General features: G+C 71.6%; 16 protein-coding genes and 2 pseudogenes. 4 read left to right on the forward strand and 14 right to left on the reverse strand.

All coding sequences use genetic code 11. The features are described from left to right. Window positions 1–150 precede the first annotated feature (150 nt). Window positions 151–525, forward strand: a complete 375-nt coding sequence (locus tag CAL24_RS18025) for a hypothetical protein (RefSeq protein ID WP_094807459.1) — start codon at window positions 151–153, stop codon at window positions 523–525. Between the two features lie 22 nt (window positions 526–547). Here the strand turns inward: CAL24_RS18025 and kdpE are convergent, their stop codons facing one another. From kdpE to kdpF, 6 genes and pseudogenes are all read right to left on the reverse strand, one after another. Next, on the reverse strand, window positions 548–1,240 hold the full coding sequence (gene kdpE, locus CAL24_RS18030) for a two-component system response regulator KdpE (RefSeq protein WP_094807460.1): 693 nt from the start codon (window positions 1,238–1,240) through the stop codon (window positions 548–550). 7 nt (window positions 1,241–1,247) lie between these two features. Continuing rightward, window positions 1,248–3,732 (reverse strand): annotated as a pseudogene (locus tag CAL24_RS18035) (DUF4118 domain-containing protein). A 44-nt stretch (window positions 3,733–3,776) separates the two neighbouring features. Further along, window positions 3,777–4,385, reverse strand: coding sequence for a potassium-transporting ATPase subunit KdpC (gene kdpC, locus CAL24_RS18040; protein ID WP_028352948.1), 609 nt, complete (start codon window positions 4,383–4,385; stop codon window positions 3,777–3,779). A 23-nt stretch (window positions 4,386–4,408) separates the two neighbouring features. After that, window positions 4,409–6,451: pseudogene (gene kdpB / locus CAL24_RS18045) on the reverse strand (potassium-transporting ATPase subunit KdpB); the annotation flags it as partial. A 58-nt stretch (window positions 6,452–6,509) separates the two neighbouring features. Beyond that, window positions 6,510–8,258, reverse strand: a complete 1,749-nt coding sequence (gene kdpA / locus CAL24_RS18050) for a potassium-transporting ATPase subunit KdpA (protein WP_094807462.1) — start codon at window positions 8,256–8,258, stop codon at window positions 6,510–6,512. Beyond that, window positions 8,258–8,347 carry a K(+)-transporting ATPase subunit F gene (gene kdpF, locus CAL24_RS24070; protein WP_038852987.1) on the reverse strand — a complete coding sequence of 30 codons (90 nt, stop codon included), beginning with the start codon at window positions 8,345–8,347 and terminating at the stop codon, window positions 8,258–8,260. The genes kdpA and kdpF overlap by 1 nt, the downstream gene beginning before the upstream one ends. 301 nt (window positions 8,348–8,648) lie before the next feature. Here kdpF and CAL24_RS18060 point away from each other — a divergent pair, with 301 nt between their 5' ends. Continuing rightward, window positions 8,649–9,368, forward strand: coding sequence for an aldolase (locus CAL24_RS18060; RefSeq protein ID WP_094807464.1), 720 nt, complete (start codon window positions 8,649–8,651; stop codon window positions 9,366–9,368). 15 nt (window positions 9,369–9,383) lie between these two features. On the opposite strand, the gene CAL24_RS18065 is transcribed toward CAL24_RS18060, so the two are convergent. The 4 genes from CAL24_RS18065 to CAL24_RS18080 all read right to left on the reverse strand — a co-directional run bounded on the left by CAL24_RS18065 (window position 9,384) and on the right by CAL24_RS18080 (window position 13,551). After that, window positions 9,384–10,844, reverse strand: a complete 1,461-nt coding sequence (locus tag CAL24_RS18065) for an amidase (protein ID WP_094807465.1) — start codon at window positions 10,842–10,844, stop codon at window positions 9,384–9,386. A gap of 52 nt (window positions 10,845–10,896) precedes the next feature. Next, the gene (locus CAL24_RS18070; RefSeq protein ID WP_051439266.1) at window positions 10,897–11,328 is read right to left on the reverse strand and encodes a VOC family protein; all 432 of its coding nucleotides are present in this window, start codon (window positions 11,326–11,328) and stop codon (window positions 10,897–10,899) included. Window positions 11,329–12,035: 707 nt separating this feature from the next. Next, window positions 12,036–13,301, reverse strand: coding sequence for a cytochrome P450 (locus tag CAL24_RS18075; RefSeq protein WP_249278574.1), 1,266 nt, complete (start codon window positions 13,299–13,301; stop codon window positions 12,036–12,038). Window positions 13,302–13,338: 37 nt separating this feature from the next. Then, on the reverse strand, window positions 13,339–13,551 hold the full coding sequence (locus tag CAL24_RS18080) for a DUF3079 domain-containing protein (RefSeq protein ID WP_028352438.1): 213 nt from the start codon (window positions 13,549–13,551) through the stop codon (window positions 13,339–13,341). A gap of 298 nt (window positions 13,552–13,849) precedes the next feature. Here CAL24_RS18080 and CAL24_RS18085 point away from each other — a divergent pair, with 298 nt between their 5' ends. Then, on the forward strand, window positions 13,850–14,302 hold the full coding sequence (locus tag CAL24_RS18085; RefSeq protein WP_094807466.1) for a GNAT family acetyltransferase: 453 nt from the start codon (window positions 13,850–13,852) through the stop codon (window positions 14,300–14,302). Window positions 14,303–14,318: 16 nt separating this feature from the next. Here CAL24_RS18085 and CAL24_RS18090 read toward each other — a convergent pair whose 3' ends face one another. After that, window positions 14,319–16,793, reverse strand: coding sequence for an NAD-dependent epimerase/dehydratase family protein (locus CAL24_RS18090; protein WP_094807467.1), 2,475 nt, complete (start codon window positions 16,791–16,793; stop codon window positions 14,319–14,321). Between the two features lie 207 nt (window positions 16,794–17,000). On the opposite strand from CAL24_RS18090, the gene CAL24_RS18095 reads away from it, so the two are divergent. Then, the gene (locus tag CAL24_RS18095; RefSeq protein WP_051439257.1) at window positions 17,001–18,272 is read left to right on the forward strand and encodes a M20/M25/M40 family metallo-hydrolase; all 1,272 of its coding nucleotides are present in this window, start codon (window positions 17,001–17,003) and stop codon (window positions 18,270–18,272) included. Between the two features lie 125 nt (window positions 18,273–18,397). Here CAL24_RS18095 and CAL24_RS18100 read toward each other — a convergent pair whose 3' ends face one another. From CAL24_RS18100 to CAL24_RS18110, 3 genes are read right to left on the reverse strand one after another with little or no spacing between them, the layout of a single operon-like run. After that, window positions 18,398–19,444 (reverse strand): HlyD family secretion protein, encoded by a 1,047-nt coding sequence (locus tag CAL24_RS18100; RefSeq protein WP_094807468.1) that lies wholly within the window; start codon window positions 19,442–19,444, stop codon window positions 18,398–18,400. Between the two features lie 8 nt (window positions 19,445–19,452). Continuing rightward, on the reverse strand, window positions 19,453–20,958 hold the full coding sequence (locus CAL24_RS18105) for an MFS transporter (RefSeq protein ID WP_094807469.1): 1,506 nt from the start codon (window positions 20,956–20,958) through the stop codon (window positions 19,453–19,455). After that, the gene (locus CAL24_RS18110) at window positions 20,958–22,466 is read right to left on the reverse strand and encodes an efflux transporter outer membrane subunit (protein ID WP_249278575.1); all 1,509 of its coding nucleotides are present in this window, start codon (window positions 22,464–22,466) and stop codon (window positions 20,958–20,960) included. The genes CAL24_RS18105 and CAL24_RS18110 overlap by 1 nt, the downstream gene beginning before the upstream one ends. Between the last annotated feature and the right edge of the window lie 64 nt (window positions 22,467–22,530).

The raw sequence follows: 22,530 nt of genomic DNA on the forward strand, positions 1-22,530 counted from the left end.
CCAGTAAAAGCGTGGCGGGCGCATGCCACAATACGTGCGCGCCCCGGGATGGACCGGCGCGACGCCGTTCAGTTCAACGTAAGCATAAAGCAAGCGCGCCGCCGGGCGGCAGGCCGGCCGGCGGCGCCCTTTCACGAGACGGACCGCCGCATGGATGTGAAACGCACTTACTTCCTGCAGCGCCTCGATGCCGCGGCGCTCGACCAGCTCATCGCGCAGCGCGTCTCGTTCTTCCTGGAAGACGTGGCCGATGTGGACGCCACCGCGACGCAAATGGCGCGCGCCCTCGAGGCCCAGGGCCTGGCCTGCCAGGTGCGCGACCGGCGCGCGCCGTTGCTCGACGAGGCGACCTCCGGACTCGTGCCCTGGTGGGTCGCGCTGCCGGCGCTGGCCGGCAGCATCCTGCAAGCCGCCGCCCACCGCCTGGCCCGCCCGCGCCCCCATGTGGTGATCGTGCAATCCGCACGGGCGCTGGACGTGCGATTCCATGCTCGCGCGGCCGGCGTCCGCGCCGCGCGCGCCTGACGTCCACGGCGGGGCCGGCGGCTCAGGCCGCGCAGCGGTATCCCACGCCGACTTCCGTCAGCAGGAAGCGCGGCTGCGCAGGATCGGCCTCGAGCTTGTGCCGCAGATGGCCCATGTAGATGCGCAGGTAGTGCGCATGCTCCACATGCGACGGCCCCCACACTTCGCGCAGCAGCTCGCGGTGCGTCATGACCTTGCCGCGCCGCGCCAGCAGCGCGGCCAGCAGCCGGTATTCGATGGCGGTCAGGTGCACGTGCGCGCCGCCACGCGTCACTTCGCGGCGCGCCAGGTCCACCCGCACGTCGCCGAAGGCGATCTCCGCCGGGTTGCCGGCGCCGCCGCGGGCGTGCCGCCGCAGCAATACCCGCAGGCGCGCCAGCAGCTCGCCCACGCCGAACGGCTTGGCCAGGTAGTCGTCGGCGCCGGCATCCAGCGCGGCGATCTTGTCGGTCTCGGCCGTGCGGGCCGACAACACCAGCACCGGCACTTCGGTCCAGGCGCGCAGGTCGCGTATCAGCACCATGCCGTCGGCGTCGGGCAAGCCGAGGTCCAGGATGACCGCATCGGGCTGGCGCGTGCCGGCCTCGATCAGGCCGCGCGCCACGGTCTCGGCCTCGAACGCCTCGCAGCCTTCGCCCTCCAGCGCCGTGCGCACGAAGCGGCGGATGTGCGGGTCGTCTTCGATGAGCAGGATCCGGGGCGAATAATCGAACATGGGCGCCTCAAGCGGGGTCGGGCTGGACGGCCGGCGGCTCGCCCAGCGGCAGAGTGAAGACGAAACGGGCGCCGCGCGCCTGCCCGGGCGCCGGCTCCACCCAGATGCGGCCGCGGTGCGCCCGCACGATGGCTTCGCAAACGGCCAGGCCCAGGCCGACCCCGGGGGTGGCCGACTCGCGCGCGCCGCGCGTGAACTTCTCGAAAATGCGCCGCGCATCGCCGGCCGGTACGCCGGGCCCGTCGTCGCTCACGCTTACCTGCAGGCCGGCCTCTTGCACCGTCGCCTCGAGCCGGATGGCGCCGCCGGCCGGCGTGTACTTGGCGGCGTTCTCCAGCAGGTTGCACAGCACCCGCTCGATCAGCACGCCGTCGCATTCCACCAGCGGCAAGTGCGACAGCGGCGCCACGGTCACCGCATGGCCGGCCAGCGCCTCGCGCATGGCGGCCAGGGCCGCGCCCGCCAGTTCCTCGATCCACATAGTGCAGCCGCTCCAGGGCGATGGCGATCAGCGTCGCGTACGTCTCGATCAGCCGGCGCGCGTCCGGCCCGCTGAACGCCGCCCGCGCCGGGTTCTCCACCGCCAGCACGCCGCGCGCGCGCAGCGGCGCCTTCAGCGGCAAGTACAGCAACGCGCTGGTCGCCAGCGTGGCGGTGCCGGCGCCGGCGGGCTGGCCATGGTCGTACACCCACTGCGCCACGGCGGGGTCGAGCCCGCCGGGTTCCTGCCCGGGCGCCGCCGCCTGCGCCAGGCGCTCGTCCAGGCCGAGTATGAACAAGGCGCAGCGCGCGCCGAATGCCGCCTGGATGAACGCGTCCGCCGAAGCCACGATCTGCTGCGGCTGCAGGGCCGACGACAGTTCGCGCGCGAACTCGTACAGGCCGCGCGCCTCGGCCTCGCGCCGGATCGAGGTGCGCGCCTGCAGGCGCAGCCCGGCGGTCAGCTGACCGATCAGCAGCCCCACCCCCAGCAATACCAGGAAGGTCAGCAAGTACTGCACGTCCGAAACGGCGAACGAGGCCAGCGGCTGCACGAAGAAGAAATCGAACAGCCCCACGCTCAGCACCGACGCCAGCGCCGCCGGCCCGCGGCCATGGCGCAGCGCCACCGCCACGACGGCCAGCAGGAACAGCATGACGATATTGGTCTGGTGCAGCAGCGGAAACGCCAGGGCCGACAGCGCCGTGGCCACGCCGCAGTACAGCAGCGCCCACAGGTAGCCCGCATGCAGGCGCGCGCCCGCGCCGGCCGGCGCGGCGCCTGCCGCATCGCGCGGCGGCGGTGAATGCGGCGGCGCGCCCAGGCGTATCACGTCGATATCGGGACACGCCGCCGCGAGCGCGTCGGCGAAACTGCGGCGATGCCAGATCCAGCCGGGCTCGAGCGCCGCGCCCAGCGCGGCCGACCATGACGGCCGGGCGCGCCCCGCCGCGTCGGCGCGGCCGCGCCCCAGCACGATCTTGGTGATGTTGTGGCGGCGCGCATAATTGGCCACGGCCAGCACCCGGTCGCCGCCGGGCAGGGTTTCGATGCGCGCGCCCATTTCTCCGGCCAGGGCCAGCGCGCGCTCCAGGCGCCCGCGCGCCGCCTGCGAACCGGACGTCACGCGCGGGGCGTCCAGGGTGATGACGTGCCAGTCGCAGTCCAGCTCCTGCGCCAGCCGGTGCGCGCTGCGCACCACGTGCTCGGCGTCCGCGCCGGCGCCGATGCACGCGACCAGCGCCTCGCGCGTGCGCCATACCGTCTCGATGGCGCGGTCCCGCCGGTAGCTCTGCACGTCGTCGTCGACGTGGTCGGCGGTGCGCCGCAAGGCCAGTTCGCGCAACGCGATCAGGTTGCCCTTGCGGAAGAAATGCCGGCCCGCGTGGCTGGCCTGCTCGCCCAGGTAGACCTTGCCTTCGCGCAGGCGGCGCAACAGCTCGTCGGCCGAGGTATCCACCAGGATGACCTCGTCGGCCGCATCGAACACCGCGTCCGGCACGGTCTCCCAGACCCGCACGCCGGTGATGCCGCCGACCGCCTCATTCAGGCTGTCCAGGTGCTGCACGTTCAGCGTGGTCCAGACGTCGATGCCGGCGGCCATCAGCTCGTGCACGTCCTGCCAGCGCTTGGCGTGGCGCGCTCCGGGCGCGTTCGAGTGCGCCAGCTCGTCCACCAGGATCAGCGCCGGGCGGCGCGCCAGCGCGCCGTCCAGGTCGAACTCCCGCAGCTCGCGGCCGCGATGCGGCAAGGGGCGCAGCGGCAGTTGCTCCAGCCCGTCGAGCAGACCGGCGGTTTCCTGGCGGCCGTGGGTCTCGACGATGCCGGCCACCACGTCCGCGCCGCCGGCCTGCTGGGCGCGCGCGGCGGCCAGCATGGCGTAGGTCTTGCCGACGCCAGCCGATGCGCCGAAGTAGATGCGCAGCTTGCCGCGCGTGGCCTGGCGGGCGGCCTCGTCGAGCGTGCGCAGCAGGCTGTCGGGATCGGGGCGGCGATTGTCAGGGTCGGCCATGTGTCGGCGTGGGCGGGAACGGCATCGCTACTATACGCCCGGCCTCAGCGCGGCGGCGCCAGCCGGTCCAGGTCCAGGTTGAGGGCCAGCACATTCACGGCCGGCTCGCCCAGCAGCCCGACGATGGGCCGGCCGGTGTGCGCGGCCACCAGCTGCTCCACCTGCGCGAGCGGCAGGCCGCGCAGGCGCGCCACGCGCGGCGCCTGGTACAGGGCGGCCGCCGGGCTGATATGCGGGTCGAGGCCGCTGCCCGAGGCGGTCACCAGGTCGGCCGGAATGGGCGCGGTATTGCCCGGGTCGGCCGCCCGCAGCGCGGCGACGCGTTCGCGCACCGCTTCGGCCAGCGCCGGATTGCGCGGCCCCAGGTTGGATCCGCCCGAGGCGGCCGCGTTGTAGGGCGCCGGCGCGGTGGCCGACGGCCGGCCCCAGAAGTACTGCGGCGAGCTGAACGCCTGGCCGATCAGCTCGGAGCCGACCACGCGGCCATCGCGCTCTATCAGGGAGCCCGCCGCCTGGTGCGGCAGCAGCAGCCGGGCCACGCCGGTGGTGGCCAGGGGATACAACAGGCCGGTCAGCGCCGACAGCAGGACGAACACGACCAGCGCGGGCCGCAGCAGGCCGGCGCGGCCCGTGCCGGAAGATGGGATGTGCATGATGGTGCTCCAGGATGATGAGGTCAGGCCCAGCCCATCGCGGCCAGCGCCATGTCGATGAGCTTGATGCCGGCAAACGGCGCCAGCAGGCCGCCCACGCCGTACACGAGCAGGTTGCGCCGCAGCAGCACTGCCGCGCCCAGCGGACGGTAGCGCACGCCGCGCAACGCGAGCGGGATCAATGCGACGATGATGAGCGCGTTGAATATCACCGCCGACAGGATGGCGGAGTCCGGCGTGGCCAGCCCCATGATGTTCAGCGCGCCCAGTTGGGGGTAGACCGCCGCGAACGCGGCCGGGATGATGGCGAAGTACTTGGCGACGTCGTTGGCCACGCTGAAGGTCGTCAGGGCGCCGCGCGTCATCAGCATCTGCTTGCCGACCTCGACGATCTCGATCAGCTTGGTGGGGTTCGAATCCAGGTCCACCATGTTGCCGGCCTCCTTGGCGGCCTGCGTGCCCGAGTTCATGGCCACGGCCACGTCGGCCTGCGCCAGCGCCGGCGCGTCGTTGGTGCCGTCCCCGGTCATGGCGACCAGCCGGCCCTGTTCCTGGTACTGGCGGATCAGCGCCAGCTTGGCCTCGGGCGTGGCCTCGGCCAGGAAATCGTCCACGCCCGCCTCGGCCGCGATGGAGGCGGCGGTGAGCTTGTTGTCGCCGGTGATCATGACTGTCTTGATACCCATGCGGCGCAGCTCGCCGAACCGCTCGCGCATGCCCGGCTTGACGATGTCCTTGAGCTCCACCACGCCCAGGGCGCGGCCGCCGTCGGCCACCACCAGCGGCGTGCTGCCGCGGCGCGCCACATCCTCGGCGACGCGGCCGACGGCGGCCGGCAGTTCCGCCCCCTGCTGGCGCAGCCACGCGGCCACCGCGTCGACCGCGCCCTTGCGGATGCGGCGCGCGCCGGCGTCCACCCCGCTCATGCGCGACTGCGCCGAGAACGGCACGAATTGCGCGTCCGCCAGCGGGCCGGCCGGGTCCGGCGCGACGCGCTGCGCCAGCGCCACGATGCTGCGCCCTTCCGGCGTTTCATCGGCCAGCGAGGCGTGGCGGGCCGCCTCGGCAAGCTGCCCGGCGGCCACGCCGGGCGCCGGCAGGAAGGCCGCGGCCTGCCGGTTGCCGAAGGTGATGGTGCCGGTCTTGTCGAGCAACAGCACGTCCACGTCGCCGGCCGCCTCGACCGCCCGCCCGGAGGTCGCGATCACGTTGGCCCGCATCATGCGGCTCATGCCCGCCACGCCGATGGCCGACAGCAGGCCGCCGATGGTGGTCGGGATCAGGCAGACCAGCAGCGCCACCAGCACCGTCAGGCTGACCACCGCCCCGCCGCCGGCCGCCTCGACCGCATAGACCGAGAACGGCAGCAGCGTGACAACCACCAGCAGGAATACCAGGGTGAGCCCCACCAGCAGGATGGTCAGCGCCACCTCGTTGGGCGTCTTCTGGCGCCGCGCGCCTTCCACCATGGCGATCATGCGGTCCAGGAAGCTCTCGCCCGGGTCGGCGCCGATGCGCACGAACAGCCAGTCCGACAACACCCGCGTGCCGCCGGTCACGGACGAAAAGTCGCCGCCGGATTCGCGGATCACCGGCGCCGACTCGCCGGTGATGGCGCTTTCGTCCACCGAGGCGATGCCGGCCACCACCTGGCCGTCGCCCGGGATGATGTCGCCCGCCTCGACCAGCACCACGTCGTTCTTGCGCAGCCGGCTCGATTCGCGCTCGACACTGGCGGCGCGATAGGCGGCCGGGGTGGCGGCGGCCGCGTCGGCATCGCGCCAGCCGGCGACCACCCGCGCCGCCACGGTGGTGCGCAGCCCGCGCAAGGCCGCCGCCTGCTGCTTGCCGCGCCCTTCGGCAATGGCTTCCGCGAAATTGGCGAACAGCACCGTGAACCACAGCCACGCGGCAATGGCCACGATGAAGCCGGCCTGCCCGCCGGGCGCGCGCCAGGCCGCCGCGGCCAGCAACGTGGCCAGGATGCTGCCCAGGTACACCACGAACATGACGGGATTCTTGAACTGTGCGGCCGGCGCGAGCTTGCGCAGGCTGTCGGCCAGGGCGACACGGACCGCGCCGCGGATCTGACGCTTGGACATGGTTTGCTCTTTCTCGTTCATTTCAGGGTTGCAAATGCTCGGCCACGGGGCCCAGCGCCAGGGCCGGCACATAGGTCAGGGCGCCCACCAGCAGCACCGCGCCCATGAGCAGGGCGACGAACAGCGGCCCGTTGGTCGGCATGGAGCCGGGGCCGGCCGGCAGGCGGCGCTTGGCGGCCAGCGAACCGGCCAGCGACAGGATCGCCACGATCACCCAGAAGCGGCCGAACCACATGGCCAGCCCGGTCAGCACGTTGTAGAACGGCGTGTTGGCCGACAACCCGGCGAAGGCGCTGCCGTTGTTATTGGCGGCCGAGGACAGCGCATAGAGGATCTCGGAATAGCCGTGTGCGCCCGGATTGAGCACGCCGGCCTGCCCGGCCGGCGCCGACACCGCCAGCGCGGTGCCCAGCAGCACCAGCAATGGCGTGGCCAGGATGACGATGGACACCATCTTCATTTCATGGGCCTCGATCTTCTTGCCCAGGTACTCCGGCGTGCGGCCGATCATCAGTCCGGCGATGAACACGGCCAGCATGGCGAACGCCAGCATGCCGTACAGCCCCGACCCCACCCCGCCGAACACCACCTCGCCCAACTGCATCAGCAGCAGCGGCGCGAAGCCGCCCATGGCGTTGAACGAGTCGTGCATACCGTTGACCGCCCCGCACGAGGCGGCGGTGGTGATGGCGGCGAACAGCGCGGTGGCGGCGACGCCGAAGCGGGTTTCCTTGCCTTCCATGTTGCCGCCCGGCGCCAGCGCGCTCGCGGCCGTGTCGACGCCGGGCTGCGCCACCATGGGGTTGGGCTGGTGCTCGAAATAGGCGGCGGTGGCGGCGAACAGCGCGAACAACAGGGTCATGGCCGCCAGGATGGCCACGCCCTGGCGCCGCCCGCCCACCATCTCGCCGAAGCTGAAGCACAGCGCGGCCGGAATGGCGAAAATGGCCAGCATCTCCAGCAGGTTGCTCAGCGCGGTCGGGTTCTCGTAAGGATGGGCGGAATTGGCGTTGAAGAACCCGCCGCCGTTGGTGCCCAGCAGCTTGATGGCTTCCTGGGACGCCACCGGGCCCATGGCGATGCGCTGCACGCCGCCCGCCCCGCTTTGCTGCGCAGCCGCCGGCTGCGCAGTGGCGGAGTCGAGCGTGGCCACGTCGCGATAGGCATCGAAATTCTGGACCACGCCCTGGCTGACCAGCGCCAGCGCCAGCACGAACGCCAGGGGCAGCAGCACGTACAGCGTGCTGCGCACCATATCGACCCAGAAGTTGCCCACGGTGGCGCTGCCGTGGCGCGCCAGGCCGCGGATCAGCGCGAACAGCACCGCGATGCCGGTAGCCGCCGACACGAAATTCTGCACGGTCAGCGCCAGCATCTGGGTCAGCAGGCTCATGGTGCTTTCGCCCGCATAGCCCTGCCAGTTGGTGTTGGTGACGAAGCTGATCGCGGTATTGAACGCCGAGTCGGGCGCCACCGGCCCCAGGCCGGCCGGGTTGAGGGGCAACGCCCCCTGCGCGCGCTGCAGCGCGTACACCGCCAGCACGCCCAGCACGTTGAACAGCAGCACGGCCCAGGCATACTGCTTCCAGCCCATCTCGGCCGCCGGCTCGACGCCCGCCAGCCGGTAGATGCCCCGTTCGATGGGCCGCCCCCACGCGGTGGCGCGGCTGCCGCCCTGCATGGCGAGGCGGATGTAGCAGCCCAGCAGCGGCGCGATGGCCAGCAGGATGGCCAGATAAAGCGCCAGCAGGCCTGCGAATTGCCCGTCCATCAGAACTTCTCCGGCTTGAACAGCGCGACCAGCAGGTACGCGAACAGAAAGGCGGCCAGCGCGCCGGCCAGCCAATAGAAGCCGATCATGCGCGCTCTCCTTGTTTCAGCGAGCCGCAGAACTGCAGCAGGGCCGCCGCCAGGGCGGCCATGGCCGCGAAGGCGGCGAGGTAGACGAGATCCACGTTTTTTCTCCCGGAATGACCGCCGCGCGCGGCAACCCGAAGCCGTGGCGGCGCATGCCAGGCAGATTAAGGAGACGGGGATAAAAACGGGGTAAAGCTTGGCCGGCCGGGTGTAAAGAAGATATAAAAACGCGGCCGCCCGCCGCGGGCCGCGCCGGCCGGAACTTGCTAGACTTGCTGCTCCCGGTCCCTGCCCGTCCCGCACCATGAACGAGATCTTCCATTCGCCCGCCGTGGCCGCCCTGCGCGCCGACCTGTCGCTGGCGCTGCGCGCGGCCGCCCTGCACGGCCTGGGCGAAGGCGTCTGCAACCACTTCAGCGTCGCCCTGCCCGGCCAGGAAGGCCTGTTCCTGCTCAATCCGCGCGGCCTGATGTGGGACGAGGTCGGCCCCGACGACGTCGTGCTGGTGGACGCCCTGGGCAACAAGCTGGCCGGCCGCCACGAGGTCGAACCCACGGCCATGTTCATCCACGCGGCCATCCACCGCATCGCCGGCAAGCATTGCGTGCTGCACACTCACATGCCTTATGCCACGGCGCTCACGCTGACCGACGCACGCGCGCTCGACACGACCCTGTCGCAGAACGCCATGCGCTTCCACGGCCGGCTGGCCATCGACGAACACTACAACGGCCTGGCGCTGGACAGCAGCGAGGGCGAACGCATCGCGCGCGCCATGGGCGCTGCCGACATCGCGTTCCTGGGCAACCACGGCGTGGTGGTATGCGCCGAGCGCATCGACTACGCCTACGACGACCTGTATTTCCTGGAGCGCGCCTGTGCGGCGCAGGTGCTGGCGCAGTCCAGCGGACGGCCGCTGGCGCCCTCCACGGCCGGGATGGCCGCCAAGGTGGCGGCGCAGATTCAGTCCGAGCGGCTGCAGTCCACGCTGTTCTTCGAGGCCCTGCGGCGGCGCCTGGGCTGAGCGCCGCGCGGCGCGTCAGCCCAGCAGCGGACTGCGCAGCCGGCTGAACCCGCTGGCGCGGTCATAGGCCAGGCCGACCTGTAGCACTTCCAGGTCGTGCTGGGCCGGCCCGATGATCTGGATGCCGGCCGGCAAGCCGCCCGGGCCGAAACCCGCCGGCGCCGCCAGCGCCGGCATGCCCGCCATGGTGGCGGGCACCACGGCTTCCATCCAGCGGTGATAAGTATCCATGGCGCGCCCGCCCACTTCGGCCGGCCAGTCCAGCTCGGCCGCGAAGGGAAACACCTGGGCGGCCGGCAGCACCAGGAAGTCGAACTGCTCGAACAAGCCGCGCAGCGCCGCATACCAGGACGAGCGCACCAGCGCCGCCTGGTAGACGTCCTGCCCGGACAGCCGCAGCCCGCGCTCGATCTCCCAGACCGCTTCCGGCTTGAGCAGCGCCCGCTTGGCCGCGTCGTGGTAGAGCGGCGCGTTGGAGCCGGCGAACGTGAAGCTGCGCAGGTCCAGCCAGGCCTGCCACAGCCGCGCCAGCTCGAATGCGGGCACGACGGGCTCGACCTGGCAGCCGATGGTCTCGAAGTGCCGCAAGGCGTTTTCGCACACCTGCAGCACACCGGGTTCGGTCGGCAAGTAGCCGCCCAGGTCGCCCAGCCAGCCCACGCGCAGGCCGGTGCAATCGCGCTCGAGCGCGGTGGCATAGGCGCGCGGGTCGTCGCGGCGGTGCGTCAGCGGCAGGCGCGCGTCGAACCCGGCCTGCACCGACAACAGCAGCGCCAGGTCCGGCACGTTGCGCGCCATGGGGCCGCTGACGCTGAATTGCTGGAAATGCACTTCTTCGGTGGGGCCGTGCGGCACCACGCCCGGCGTGGTGCGCAGGCCGTATACGTTGTTGAATGCCGCCGGCGTGCGCAGCGACCCCATCATGTCCGAGCCGTCGGCCACCGGCAGCATGCGCAGCGCCACCGCCACGCCCGCGCCGCCGCTGCTGCCGCCGGCCGAACGGGCCGGGTCGAAGGCGTTGCGGGTGATGCCGTACACCGGGTTGTAGGTGTGCCCGCCCAGGCCGAATTCGGGGCTGTTGGTGCGGCCCACGAACAGCGCGCCGCCGGCGCGCATGCGTTCGTACACGATGGCGTCGGCGTCCGTCACCTGCCCGGCGTAGATCGGCGACCCCTTGGTGGTGACCATGCCGCGCACCGGCATGATGTCCTTGGGCGCCTGGGGAAAGCCATGCAGGGGGCCCAGGCTGGTGCCGCGCGCCAGCAGCGCGTCGCGCTCGGCGGCCTGCGCACGCAGCGCCTCGCGGTCCTGCGGCGCGACGATGGCATTGACGGTGGGATTGCAGCGGTCGATCTGGCCCAGGTACGCGTCCAGCACTTCCACGCACGACACCTGCCGGCCGTGGATGGCGGCGGACAGCGCCGTTGCATCCAGGGACACGATATCGGAGGACGGGCGGGCAGCGGAGGATGTCATGGCGGGCCTCGTGGCGCGTGGAAAGGCCCAGTATAGAGACAGACGGCCGGCGTTATGCGGCGGGGGGCTGGTGCAGTTGCCAGGACACGCCGTATTTGTCCTGCACCCAGGCAAAGCGCGGGCTGAACGGGTAGGCGTCGAGCGGCATCAGCACGGTGCCGCCCTCGGAGAAGGCGGCATAGAGGCGGTCGACTTCGGCGGCCGATTCGCAGTCGACGAACAGGGAGATGGCGGGCGTGAAGCCGAAGGCATGCTTGGCGGGGCTGTCGATGCACATGAATTCGCGGCCGTTCAACTCGAAGCGCGCCTGCACGATCGAACCCTCGCGGCCGGGACCTTCCGGCCCGTAACGCTGGATGTGGCGCATGGCCGAGCCGGGGAACAGCGACATGTACCAATTGACGGCCTCTTCGGCCTGGCCTTCGAACATCAGGAACGGGGTGACGGCGGGCAACGCGCCGGTCGGCGGGACGGTGGCTGGCATGACGGATCTCCAGGGTCGCGCCGCGCCTGTGCGCGGCGGTATCACGATACTCGATGCTTGTGTCGTGGGTGCGTAATTGGGGGTTTCAGTGGTGAGCTATTGCGACGGGGGGTGACGAGGCTCTTGGTGGGGGGCGTGCGCCGCGCCTGCCGGTGCGGTTGAACGGCCCGGGTTCGTGGGCCGCCCGCGCCTGCCGGTGGGGCCTGGTCGGCCACGTCGCTCGGCTCGGGCGCGCCACCAGGCGCCCTCGGCCCCCTGCGGGGGCTGCCCTCGCTCCAACTGGCCGCCCAGGCCCCACCGGCAGGCGCGGGCTCACAGCATCTCGGGTCGAGGCACCCGAGGCCTCATGTCGGCATGTCAGTGCCAGGGCATGGTGTCTCGTGTTGGTGTCAGACACCCCATGCACGCCGTCTCGACACGCAAGACGGTGCACAGGGGTGTCTGACACCTGCGTGCATCCAAACCACGGCGCCCTCACGTCGATGTCTGCCCCCCCATGCCCCACCCAGTGATTAGTGGACCGGCGCGTGCGGTTGGTGTGAGTCCAGGGCGGGGCTGGGGAGTGCGGGACGGCCAGTTGGAGCGAGGGCAGCCCCCGCAGGGGGCCGAGGGCGCCTGGGGGCGCGCCCGAGCCGAGCGACGTGGCCGGCCCGCACTCCCCAGCCCCGCCCTGGACGCCCTACGAAGCGAACCCACCCCGCCAAGACCTACAACACCGCCGCCCGCACCACCAACTCACTCCGCGGCAACGCCGGCAACCGCGCATAATCCAGCGCCATATCCCCCCCGGCAGTCACGCATTGCGTACGCCCCAGCAGGAAATCCAGCGACACCTTCATGATGGCCAGCGCAGCGTCCTCGCCGGGGCAGCGATGCCCGCGCGCCGCATCCGCCCCGCCCTGCGGAATGAACTCGAAAGCCGTCGGCATGCGCGCGCGGAAGCGGCCCGGGTCGAACCGGTCGGGGTCGTTCCAGGCGCGCGGGTCATGGTTGGTGCCGTACAGGTCCAGCACCGCGCGCCGCCCCTTCGGAAACCGGTAGCCGTTCCATTCGAAATCGCGCACCGTGGCCATCACCGCCGGAAAAAACGGGTAATAGCGGCGCACCTCGTTCAGGAAATCCATCCCCACGCCGCCCGGCTCATCGCGCCGCGAGCGCAGGACTTCCGGATGCGCCTGCGCCGCATGCAGGCAGAACACGATATACACCGACACCGCCACCACCGGCCGCAGCACATTCAACAACTCCGTGGCGGCCAGCCGCGCGTCCAGCGGCCTGCCCACCACATCACGGAACGCCGCCACCTGCTGCAACGGAGAATCGCCGGCGAGCGCCCCGCCCTGGCGCCGCGCCCGCTCGACCTGGCCCGCCAGCCATGCCTGCAGGCGCAGGCGCGACCAGCGCGCCCGTCCATGCGCCAGCAGCCCGCGCGCCGCGTCGTCGAACAGCGCCACCAACTGCCGGGTGCGCGCCGGCGCCTCGGCCTCCGGCAGGGACACCCCCGCCCACTCGCACACCGCGCGCGCCAGGACATCCTGCGCCGCGCCATAGAGCGCCACGCCGTCGCGCGGCCAGCGCGCCAGGGCCGTCTCCCAGTGGCGCCCGACATGGCCCGCCAGCGCCGCCACCGCCGGAGGGGCCAGGGTGTCCAGGAACAGCGCCTTGCGGCGCCAATGGTCCGGCCCATCCAGCGACTGCACCGCCCGCTTGCCGAACAGCGTGGCCTGCAGGGGCTCCGGCGCCGCGCCGCGGCGCTGGAAGCGCTCGCCGTCATAGAAGAGTTGCGCCGCGCGCGGCCCCGACAGGAAGATCGTCGGCGCGAGCAGCAGCCGCGCCTGGAACACGTCCGTATTCAGGGCGCGGCACTGGCCGCCGATGTACCGGTAGGGGTCCGAAAAAAATTCCCGCGTGCTGTCGAAAGCGCGCGGCCGCGGCATGGAAGTGGCGGACGGGGAACGATGGATGGCGGGCATGGCCCCGCGTCAGCACGACGCGTGCCAGGCGGCGCCGCTACGGCTTGGCGGGCGGCTCGCCGGCGGTGGCGGGCGGGGCGTCCAGCCCCCAGTCGCCCACCGTGTACCAGTCGTCCCCCAGCAATTCGGCGGGATGCATGGTGCGGCTCGAGCCATTGCCGCAGGCCAGCGCGCCGGTGGAACAGTACTTGTCGCAGCCCCAGCAAATGCGCTCGGGATGCTGCGGATGCAGGGGGAATTTCTTTGCCATGGAAGGCTGCCGTTGACAACAGTAGACGTCAAGATACTGCCGCCCCCGCCGCGCTCCTTTGACGTCGAGCAAGCTTCCGGTATGCTTACGCACATGGACAACGCTCCCCATACCCTGCATCGCGCCCCCGCGCGACGAACCACTCGACGCCGACGTTGAGTGGCTTTGCGTTGTCCGAACGCCGCACCCGCGGTGTTTGTCCCGAAGGCCACGGTACCTCGTGGCCTTTTTGCTGTTGCGCCCCTTCCCGCCCGAGGCATCCGCCGGCCTTCGTATCCCAGACCTCGAGGAACGAAGCATGAACCCACCCGCGCTTTCCATCCGGCAATTCCAACCCGCCGACGCCGACGCCGTCGTACAGCTATGGCGCGACTGCGGCCTGACGCGCCCCTGGAACGATCCCTACAAGGACATCGCCCGCAAGCTCACCGTCCAGCCGGAACTGTTCCTGGTCGGCACGGCCGGCGGCGCCCTGGTCGCGGCGGTCATGGCGGGCTACGACGGCCATCGCGGCTGGGTCAACTACCTGGCGGTGGCGCCGGGCTGCCAGCGGCGCGGCTACGCCACCGCGCTGATGCAGGCGGTGGAACGGCAGCTGCTGGCCATGGGCTGCCCCAAGATCAACCTGCTGGTGCGCGGCGGCAACGAGGCGGTGGTGGCGTTCTACCGCAAGCTGGCCTTCACGCAGGACGAAGTGATCAGCCTGGGCAAGCGGCTGATCCCCGACCTGGCGCCGGCCGCCACGCCGTAGCGCGGCCGGCGCGCGCCTACACCACCAGGCGGTCCCACGGCCCGTAGCGGCCCTCGATCCGGCCGCGCGGAAGCGCCAGGCCGATCAGCGCCAGGCCGGCCGCCATGTCCAGGCCGATCTGCAACATGCCGGCCCCGTACACCGGGGCCGCCACCAGCAGCCCCACGCCCAGCGGCACCAGCAGCAGGCGCGCCAGCCGCGCGACTTCCGCCGCCGCGACCGAGATCACGGTCAGCACCAGCGCGCCCACCAGGTGATCGATATTGGCCATGGTGCCCTCGGTGCCCAGGGTCAGGCGCGTGCACATCAGCCAGGCGCCGATGGCCGCCGCCAGCCACAGCGACGGCGGCATCGATACCCCGCCCGCCACGATGTCGCGCACGATGGCGCCAGGGCGCCGGTCGAACTCGTCGCGCGGCTCGGCGCGCGGCCCCTCGTCGGTATCGCCGAACAGGAACACCCGCAGCAGGCTCTTGCCGGCCTTGCGGCGGCGCTGCAGGAACTGGCAAGTGGCCAGCAGCTCGTCCAGCGAATACGGGATCTGCACCAGCATCGCCGCCGCGCCGACCAGCGCCAGCGTGCTCCAGGTTCCGATCACGATCGGCTGGATGATGACGAACGTAATGGAGACGATGCCCAGGGGCGCGATCATCAGGCCGAAGATCACCACCAGCCAGGGCATGGTGCGCCAGCGCGCGCGCGAGCCGACCACGCCGGTGAGTATCTCCAGCATGTACGTATAGGCGCCCACCGCCGCGTCCGGCACGGGCCAGGCGCGCGACACGCTCGAGGTGATGATCTCTTCCGTGCCGTTGCGCGGGTCGGCCGGGCTGCCGGCGAAGAACGGCTCCCACACATGGCCGATCTGCTCCATCTGGTAGGCGGCCAGGTAGCGCGACACATACAGGCCCACCAGCGCCAGCGCGATGATGGGCACGCGCTGGGTCCAGGCGGACGGGTTGTAGGTCCAGCCCGGCGGCGTCTCGGGGCCGGTCAGGCGGGCCAGCGGCGCGGGCCCGGGCTCGGGTTTCAGGCCCACCGCCAACCCGAACGCCAGCCCGCCCACCAGCGTGTCCGACAGATAGGCCGCCGCGTTGCCGGTCCACAGCACGAACGGCGCGGCCATGATCAGCGCGCCCAGCGCGGCGCAAACCCAGCGCGCGAAGGCCATCTGCCAGCCCAGCGACAGGAAGGCGAACACCACCAGCAGCGCGCCCAGCACGATCTCCGCGCCGCGCAGCAGCGGCTCGGTCAGCCCCACCAGCGGCGGCTGGCAAAGCAGCCAGGTGCCCAGGGCGATGTTGACGAAATGCGCCCAGCGGTGCTGGGCGTGCTCGGCGCGATACTGCGCGACGTGGCGGGCGCGGAACTGCTCGGGGTCGTCCACCTGCCCGGCGCTTTCGCGCAGGAATTGCGGCGGCGTCATGCCCTGCGCGCGGTACCAGCCCAGCGGGTCGCGCTTCAGGTTGGCGATGATCGCGGGCAAGGTGCGCTTGAGCCGGTGGCGCGGCCGCCAGCCCAGCAGCTCCTCGGCGCGCGCGGTGTCGAGGGCGTAGTGCGCGTCGGACATGGCCACCATGTAGGGCTTGATGAACGGCTTCTCGCCCTGGTCCAGCGCATCGGGCACCAGCGGCTCGAGTTTTTCGCGCATCCAGGTGCCGGTGGCGGCCACCGCCTTGGGCACGCGCAGCGTGGGCCAGTCCTCGGCGCCGTGGATCAGGTAGCCGATCTCGTCCTGCAGCGCGTCGTAGCCCAGCGCCTCGGTCTCGCCGATCAGCAGTTCGGTCTGCGGCGGCAGGTCGGCGCGGCGGGCCAGCGTCAGGCGCACGGCTTCGTGCAGGTCGTCCCGGTGCAGCATGGACTGGCCCACCTGGTTCGAGGCCGAATAGAAGTAGCTTTCCAGGTCGCGCTCGTAAATGCGGGCGATCTGCTGCGCCAGCGTCGGCACGACGGATTGTTCATCGTAGACCCCGGCCAGCCTCAGGATGGCGTAGGGCATGTCGCCATGCTCGCGCCGCAGCACTTCCTCGGCCTGCAGCTTCGATTGCGGGTACACATACTCGGGCCCGAACGGCTGGCTTTCGTCGATCAGTTCGCCCGGCTTGCCCGGCGCGTGGACCAGCATGGTGCTGGCATACACGAAGCGCTCCACTTCGAAGCCGTCGCGCAACATCCGCAGCAGCCGCGCGGTGCCGTCGACGTTGACAGTGCGGTACAGGGGGTTGTCGGCGCCGGTCGAATCGAAGTACGCCACCAGGTGGATCACGGCGGCCAGGCGGCCGCCGCACTCCTGGCGCACCTCCTGCAGCGCCCGGCGCACCGAGTCGTCCGAGGCCAGGTCCACTTCGAACATCGGGAACCCCGGGTCCGCGCCTTTGCGGTCCAGGCCGACGATGCGGTAGTCGGCTTCCAGATAGCGGGCCAGCGATCTTCCCAGGTTGCCGGACGCGCCCGTGATGAGGATCACGGGCAGGTCTGCGGTGACAGGCATGGCGACTCCCAAAATTACAAAATGCCGGGCCGGCAGGCGGGCGCCGCGCCGGCCTGCCGCGGTCACAGCAAGCCGCATGCCGGGCCGCCGCCAGGTTATTGACAAGTCAAACGAACTGACTCAGTGTTGATGCTCGCCTTCAACCCATGAGGAGAGACCACGATGTTGCAGGACGCTCGGCGTGTGGCAGTTGTGTTGGCGGTATCCATGGCGTGCGCGGCTGCGCCCGTCATCGGCAAGGAAGCAATCGAGTCCAGCGCGGCGCACGACCAGGCCATGCGCAAGGTGCTGGACTCCGGCGCCTACAAAAAGGCCCTGGCGCTGCTGGACGAACAGCACGGGCGCATCGTCGACGACGGCATCGCCCTGACGGAGATCCCCGCCCCGCCCTTCAAGGAAGCCAGGCGGGCCGAGGCATTCGCCCAGTTGCTGCGCGACAGCGGCCTGAAGGACGTGACGATCGACGAGGAAGGCAACGTGCTGGGCCTGCGCCCCGGCACGACCGGCGACGACAAGGTCGTGGTGGTGTCGGCTCACATGGACACGGTCTTCCCCGAAGGCACCGACGTCAAGGTCAAGCGCCAGGGCACGCGCCTGGCGGCGCCCGGCATCGGCGACGACACCATGAGCCTGGCGGTGCTGGCCGGCTACGTGCGGGCCATGGACGCCGCCGGCATCCAGACGCGCGACAACATCCTGTTCGTGGGCACCGTGGGCGAGGAAGGCCCCGGCGACCTGCGCGGCGTGCGCTACCTGTTCACCAAGGGCCAGTACCAGGGCAGGATCAAGGCGTTCTTCTCGGTCGAGTCGGGTTCGGTGGCGCGCGTCACGCACGGCGGCGTGGGTTCCAAGCGCTACCGCGCCACCTTCCAGGGGCCCGGCGGCCACAGCTTCGGCGCCTTCGGGCTGGTCAACCCCATGTATGCGCTGGGCCAGGCCGCCACGGCGTTCTCCACGATGGCGGTGCCGGCGCAGCCCAAGACCACCTACAGCATCGGCCGGCTGGGCGGCGGCACCTCGGTCAACTCCATTCCGGTCGAAGCCTGGATGGAGGTCGACATGCGTTCGGAAGACGTCGAGGCGCTCAAGCGCATCGAGCAGCGCTTCCTCACCATCGTCAAGGAGGCAGTCGCCACCGAGAACTTCGCGCGCTCCACCAAGGAAGGCGAGATCAAGCTCAAGCTCGATCCCATCGGCGACCGGCCGGCCGGCACCACGCCGGTCGATTCCGATATCGTGCAATACGCGATTTCCGCCATCAAGGCGGGCGGATACGAGCCCGAGCTGAACCGCAGCTCGACCGATTCGAACCTGCCCATGAGCCTGGGCGTGCCCGCCCTGACAGTCGGCCGGATGGCGCCGGGCAAGTTCGGCCGCGCGCACGCGCTGGACGAATGGATCGACGTCGAGAAGGCGCCCATGGTGAAGGCCATGGGCACGACGCTGGGAACCATCCTGGCGACTTCGGGCATGCAATAGCACGACCCCCGGGCGGAAGGCTCCGCGCAGCGGCCGCCGGCCCCTGCCGCGCAGCGCCGCGAAAAAAAGCCGCCCGCGGGCGGCCAAGGGGGTCGCCCCCCGGGAGGAACCGGCCCCGGCCCACGCTATGGGGAATCCAGGCCAGGACCGGTCTCGATCTCGGGCCGCACCGACATGCCCACGCGCAGGCGCGCGAGCGCCGGCTGGCCGGCGTCGAACTCGATGCGCACCGGAATGCGCTGCACGATCTTGGTGAAATTGCCGGTGGCGTTATGCGGCGCAATAGGCGCGTAGCTGACGCCGCTGGCCGGCCCCAGGCTGGCGACGCGGCCCGTCAGTTCGACGCCTGGCAAGGCGTCGACCGCCATGCGCACGCGCTGCCCGGGCCGCACCCGCGCCAATTGCGTCTCGCGGAAATTCGCTTCCACATAGGCGTGTTCCAACGGCACGATGGCCAGCAGCGGCTTGCCGGGCTGGACCTGCGCGCCGACCCGCAGTGTCCGGTGGCCCACCATGCCACCCACCGGCGCCGTAATCCGCGTATAGGAAAGCTGCAGTTGCGCGGCCGTATGCGCAGCCTCGGCCTGGGCCAGGCTGGCGCGGGCCCCGCGCAGCCGCGCATCGAGCACCTCGGCCTGGCGGCGCGCCGCCTCCAGGGCGGCCAGGTGCTGGGCGCGCCCGGCCTGCAGCACATCCAGCCGCGCTTGCGCCTGCTGACGCTGCTGCACCGTGCCCGACCCTTCGGCCGCCAGGCTGCGATAGCGCGCCAGCTCGGCGCGCGCCAGCGACAGCGAGGCGTCGTCGGCATCGATGGCGGCCGCGGCCTGGCGGATGGCGGCCTGCTGGCGCGCCTGCTCCGCCTGCAGGGCGTCGAGGGCGGCGCGCGCGCCGTCCACCCGGGCGCGCGCGCCGGCCAGCGCGGCCGCGAAATCGCGGTCATCCAGCGTGGCCAGCAGATCGCCCGGCGCGACTTGCTGGTGATCCTCGACCAGCACCTGGCTGATCGTGCCGGCCACGCGCGGCGCCACCACGGTGAAATCGGCGTGCACGTAGGCGTAGTCGGTGGCCTGGCGCGCGGCGGCGCTCTCCGGCCGGTCGAGCCACAGAGCGCCGCCCAGCAGGGCCGCGGCCGCCAGCAGCGCGCCGGCACGGGCGTTCCTGGAAAAAGCCATGATGCGATCTATCCGTGTTGTCGTTGAGAAGAATCCGGCGGCGCCTGGCGATGCAGGCTCAGCACCAGCGGGATCAGCAGCAGCGCCAGCAGGCCGGCCGCGCGATAGGCGTCGGCCGTGGCCAGCACGAAGGCCTGCTCGCGGAGCGGACCGGCCAGCGCGGCCACCCCGTCGGTGTCCGGCAGGGCGCCCTGCACCCGGCCCAGGCGGTCCAGCAGCGCGTCGGCATGCCAGCGCTCGCGTACCACCAGCGCCTGGCCGATCACCGTGCCGCCGAGCAGGGTGCCGAGCGCCCGCAGGGTATTGATGGTGCCCGTCACGTAGGGGCCTTCCGACGGCTGCACCACGCTGGTGGCCAGGAACAGCATCGACACCACCGCCATCGGCTGCCCCGCCGCATGCAATAGCTGCACCCAGGCGAACTGCTGCCAGACCCAGCTCGAGTCGAGCCGCGCGCTCAGCCAGCAGGCGCAGGCGATCAGCGCCAGGCCCAGGCTGAAGACCAGCCGCGCATCGACCCAGCGGCGATACAACAACGCCGCGACGGCCGGCGCCAGCACCAGTTGGGCCAGTGCGATGATCAGGCCGACGGGCGCGCTCTGCTGCGCGCGGTAGCCCCACACTCGCGCCAGGTAGCCGAGCGGCAGCAGCGAAGCGCACAACACCAGCGTCAGCATGCAGAAGAAGATGGTGAAGCCCAACCCCAGGTTGCGCCGCGACAGCATGCGCAGCCTCAGGAACGGATCCGGATGGCGCCATTCGGTGACCAGGTAGGCCGCCAGCAGCACCAGCCCCGCATACGCGCAGAACACCACCAGGCGCGAATGGATGGTGTCGAGGCGGACCGCCTGGTCCAGTGCCACCGCCAGCAGGCCCAGCGCAGCCGCGCCGCACGCCAGCCCGGGCCAGTTGCACTGGCGCCAGCGGGCGGCGCGCGCCGGCTCGCGCGGCAAGCCCCAGCCAGCCAGCGCCGCCGCCAGCGCCAGCAGCGGCACACATTGCCAATACACCAGCCGCCAGTCGGCGAAGCCGTCCGTCCATACGCCGACCAGCCAGACCGCGATGGTGGAAGCGAATGTGGCGGTCAGGGAATACAGCGCCAGCCCGTAAAGTTTGACGCGCGGCGGCAGGAACTTCAGCGCCACCATCATCAACAGGGGAATCAGCGCCCCGCCGGCCAGGCCCTGCAGCGCGCGCAGCGCCAGCATCAGTTCCAGGCTGCGCGCCAGCGGCAGGGCCAGCGCGGCCAGGCCCGACAGCCCGATGGCCCACAACACGAAGCGCCGCACCGACACGGTGATGGCGAACCAGGCGGCGAACGGCATGGCGATCAGCTCGGCGGCCGCATGCGCGGTGCCCAGCCAGGACGCGGCATCGAAACCGAACCCCAGGGCGCCGCGCAGGTCGGCCAGCGCCAGCGCGCCCATGCGGCTGGCCAGGCTGGCCGTCGTGGCGGCCACGAAAATGCCCAGCAGTCCGCAGACCGGGCGCAGGGGCGAACCGGCGGCGTCCATCACGGCCCGCCCACGCTAGAAGAAGCCCCGCGCGCCATGCGCGGCGCGGCCTGCGCAGGCGGTTGCCAGCCGCCGCCCAGCGCCTTGTACAAGGCCACCACGGCCAGGGCCGCGTCGGCATGGCCGGCATCCAGGGCCAGCCGCGCCGTCAGCAGCGCCTGCTCGGCCTCGGTCACGGCCAGCCGGTCGGCGGCCCCGGCGCGGTAGGCGCCGGCGACATGCCGCAGCGCCTGCTGCTGCTGCGCATGGGCATCCACCAGCGCGCGCTGGCGGCGCTGCTGCGCGGCCCAGGCATTGAGGGCGTCGTCGATCTCGTGCCAGGCCCGCAACACGGTGCTGCGGTAGGCAACGGCGGCTTCCTGCTGGCGCGCCTCGGTGAGCGCCAGCCGGGCCTTGAGCCGCCCGCCCTCGAAGATCGGCAAGTAGATCGCCGGCCCCAGGAAGAACTGCCGCGACGCCCAGTCGCCCAGGTCCTCGCCGTCGAAAGCCTCGCTGCCGAAGCGGCCGATCAAGTCGATGCGCGGATAGAAATCGGCCTTGGCCACGCCGATGGCGGCGGTAGCCGCATGCAGGCGGGCCTCCGCCTGGCGGATGTCGGGACGCCGCTGCGCCAGCTCCGACGGCAGGCCGACCGGCAGGACGGGCGGCGCCGGCGGCTGCGGCGCCGCGCGCGCCAGTTCGGCATCCAGTGCGCGCGGCGCCGCGCCGGTCAGCAGGGCCAGCGCATTGAGCAACGCGTCGCGGCGCTGCTCGAGTTCGGCGATGCGCGCCTGCAGGCCGTCCAGCCGCGACCGCGCCGCGGCGAGCTCCTGCTGGGTCGCGGCGCCATGGTCGCGGCGGCTGCGCAGCAGGGTCCAATGGCGCGCGGCCGCGTCATGCAGCTCGCGCGCGGTGGCCAGCGCGGCCTGGGCGCCGCGCAGCCGGAAATAGCCGGCCGCCGTTTCCGCCGCCAGCGCCACGCGCAGCGCTTCGCGCTCGTACGCGCTGGCGCGCGCCGCCGCGCCGGCGCCCTCGCGCAGGCGCCGCGCACGGCCCCACAGATCCAGTTCCCAGCTCGCATCGAACCCCGCCCGCCAATAGTCGAACGGGTCGGTGCTGGCGCCCATGGCCACGAACTTGCCATGCTCGCTGACGGCTTCGCGCGACACGCTGCCGCTCATCGCCAGCCGCGGCCAGGCGGCAGCCGCCGCAACGCCGGCGCGCGCCCGGCTTTGCGCGACACGGCTGGCGCCCGCCTGCAGGTCGAGGTTGCCGGCCGCCACGCGCGCCTGCAGCTGGTCCAGCACCGGGTCGCCGAACAGCCGCCACCACTGCTGCGGTACTTCGCCCGCGTGCAGCGCCGCCGCGTCGGCCGGCGGCTGGCGCGGCGCCAGCACGACATGCGCCAGGCCGTCCGGCGGCGGCGCGAAATCCGGCCCGACAGCGCAGCCGGCCAGCAACGCCGCCAGCGCAAGGCCGGCCAGGCGCGGCGGCACGGTATTCATTCCGGGGAAGTTCAGTGGGCTCATTGTCACTATACCGAACGGTTCGGTTCGATACATTAGGGATAGTTTGTGCTAATGTCAATGAAAA

It is taken from the genome of Bordetella genomosp. 2, assembly GCF_002261345.1.
In the GTDB taxonomy this organism is placed as follows: domain Bacteria; phylum Pseudomonadota; class Gammaproteobacteria; order Burkholderiales; family Burkholderiaceae_B; genus Bordetella_A.

Excerpts from the sequence above, each read along its gene's own strand:
- kdpF (WP_038852987.1), bottom strand. The coding sequence starts at position 8,347 with ATGATCGGCTTCTATTGGCTGGCCGGCGCGCTGGCCGCCTTTCTGTTC.
- CAL24_RS18095 (WP_051439257.1), top strand. The coding sequence starts at position 17,001 with ATGGCGTGCGCGGCTGCGCCCGTCATCGGCAAGGAAGCAATCGAGTCC.
- CAL24_RS18065 (WP_094807465.1), bottom strand. The coding sequence starts at position 10,844 with ATGACATCCTCCGCTGCCCGCCCGTCCTCCGATATCGTGTCCCTGGAT.
- CAL24_RS18090 (WP_094807467.1), bottom strand. The coding sequence starts at position 16,793 with ATGCCTGTCACCGCAGACCTGCCCGTGATCCTCATCACGGGCGCGTCC.
- CAL24_RS18080 (WP_028352438.1), bottom strand. The coding sequence starts at position 13,551 with ATGGCAAAGAAATTCCCCCTGCATCCGCAGCATCCCGAGCGCATTTGC.
- kdpA (WP_094807462.1), bottom strand. The coding sequence starts at position 8,258 with ATGGACGGGCAATTCGCAGGCCTGCTGGCGCTTTATCTGGCCATCCTG.
- CAL24_RS18100 (WP_094807468.1), bottom strand. The coding sequence starts at position 19,444 with ATGGCTTTTTCCAGGAACGCCCGTGCCGGCGCGCTGCTGGCGGCCGCG.
- kdpC (WP_028352948.1), bottom strand. The coding sequence starts at position 4,385 with ATGCACATCCCATCTTCCGGCACGGGCCGCGCCGGCCTGCTGCGGCCC.
- CAL24_RS18105 (WP_094807469.1), bottom strand. The coding sequence starts at position 20,958 with ATGGACGCCGCCGGTTCGCCCCTGCGCCCGGTCTGCGGACTGCTGGGC.
- CAL24_RS18075 (WP_249278574.1), bottom strand. The coding sequence starts at position 13,301 with ATGCCCGCCATCCATCGTTCCCCGTCCGCCACTTCCATGCCGCGGCCG.
- CAL24_RS18110 (WP_249278575.1), bottom strand. The coding sequence starts at position 22,466 with ATGAGCCCACTGAACTTCCCCGGAATGAATACCGTGCCGCCGCGCCTG.
- kdpE (WP_094807460.1), bottom strand. The coding sequence starts at position 1,240 with ATGTTCGATTATTCGCCCCGGATCCTGCTCATCGAAGACGACCCGCAC.
- CAL24_RS18060 (WP_094807464.1), top strand. The coding sequence starts at position 8,649 with ATGAACGAGATCTTCCATTCGCCCGCCGTGGCCGCCCTGCGCGCCGAC.
- CAL24_RS18085 (WP_094807466.1), top strand. The coding sequence starts at position 13,850 with ATGAACCCACCCGCGCTTTCCATCCGGCAATTCCAACCCGCCGACGCC.
- CAL24_RS18025 (WP_094807459.1), top strand. The coding sequence starts at position 151 with ATGGATGTGAAACGCACTTACTTCCTGCAGCGCCTCGATGCCGCGGCG.
- CAL24_RS18070 (WP_051439266.1), bottom strand. The coding sequence starts at position 11,328 with ATGCCAGCCACCGTCCCGCCGACCGGCGCGTTGCCCGCCGTCACCCCG.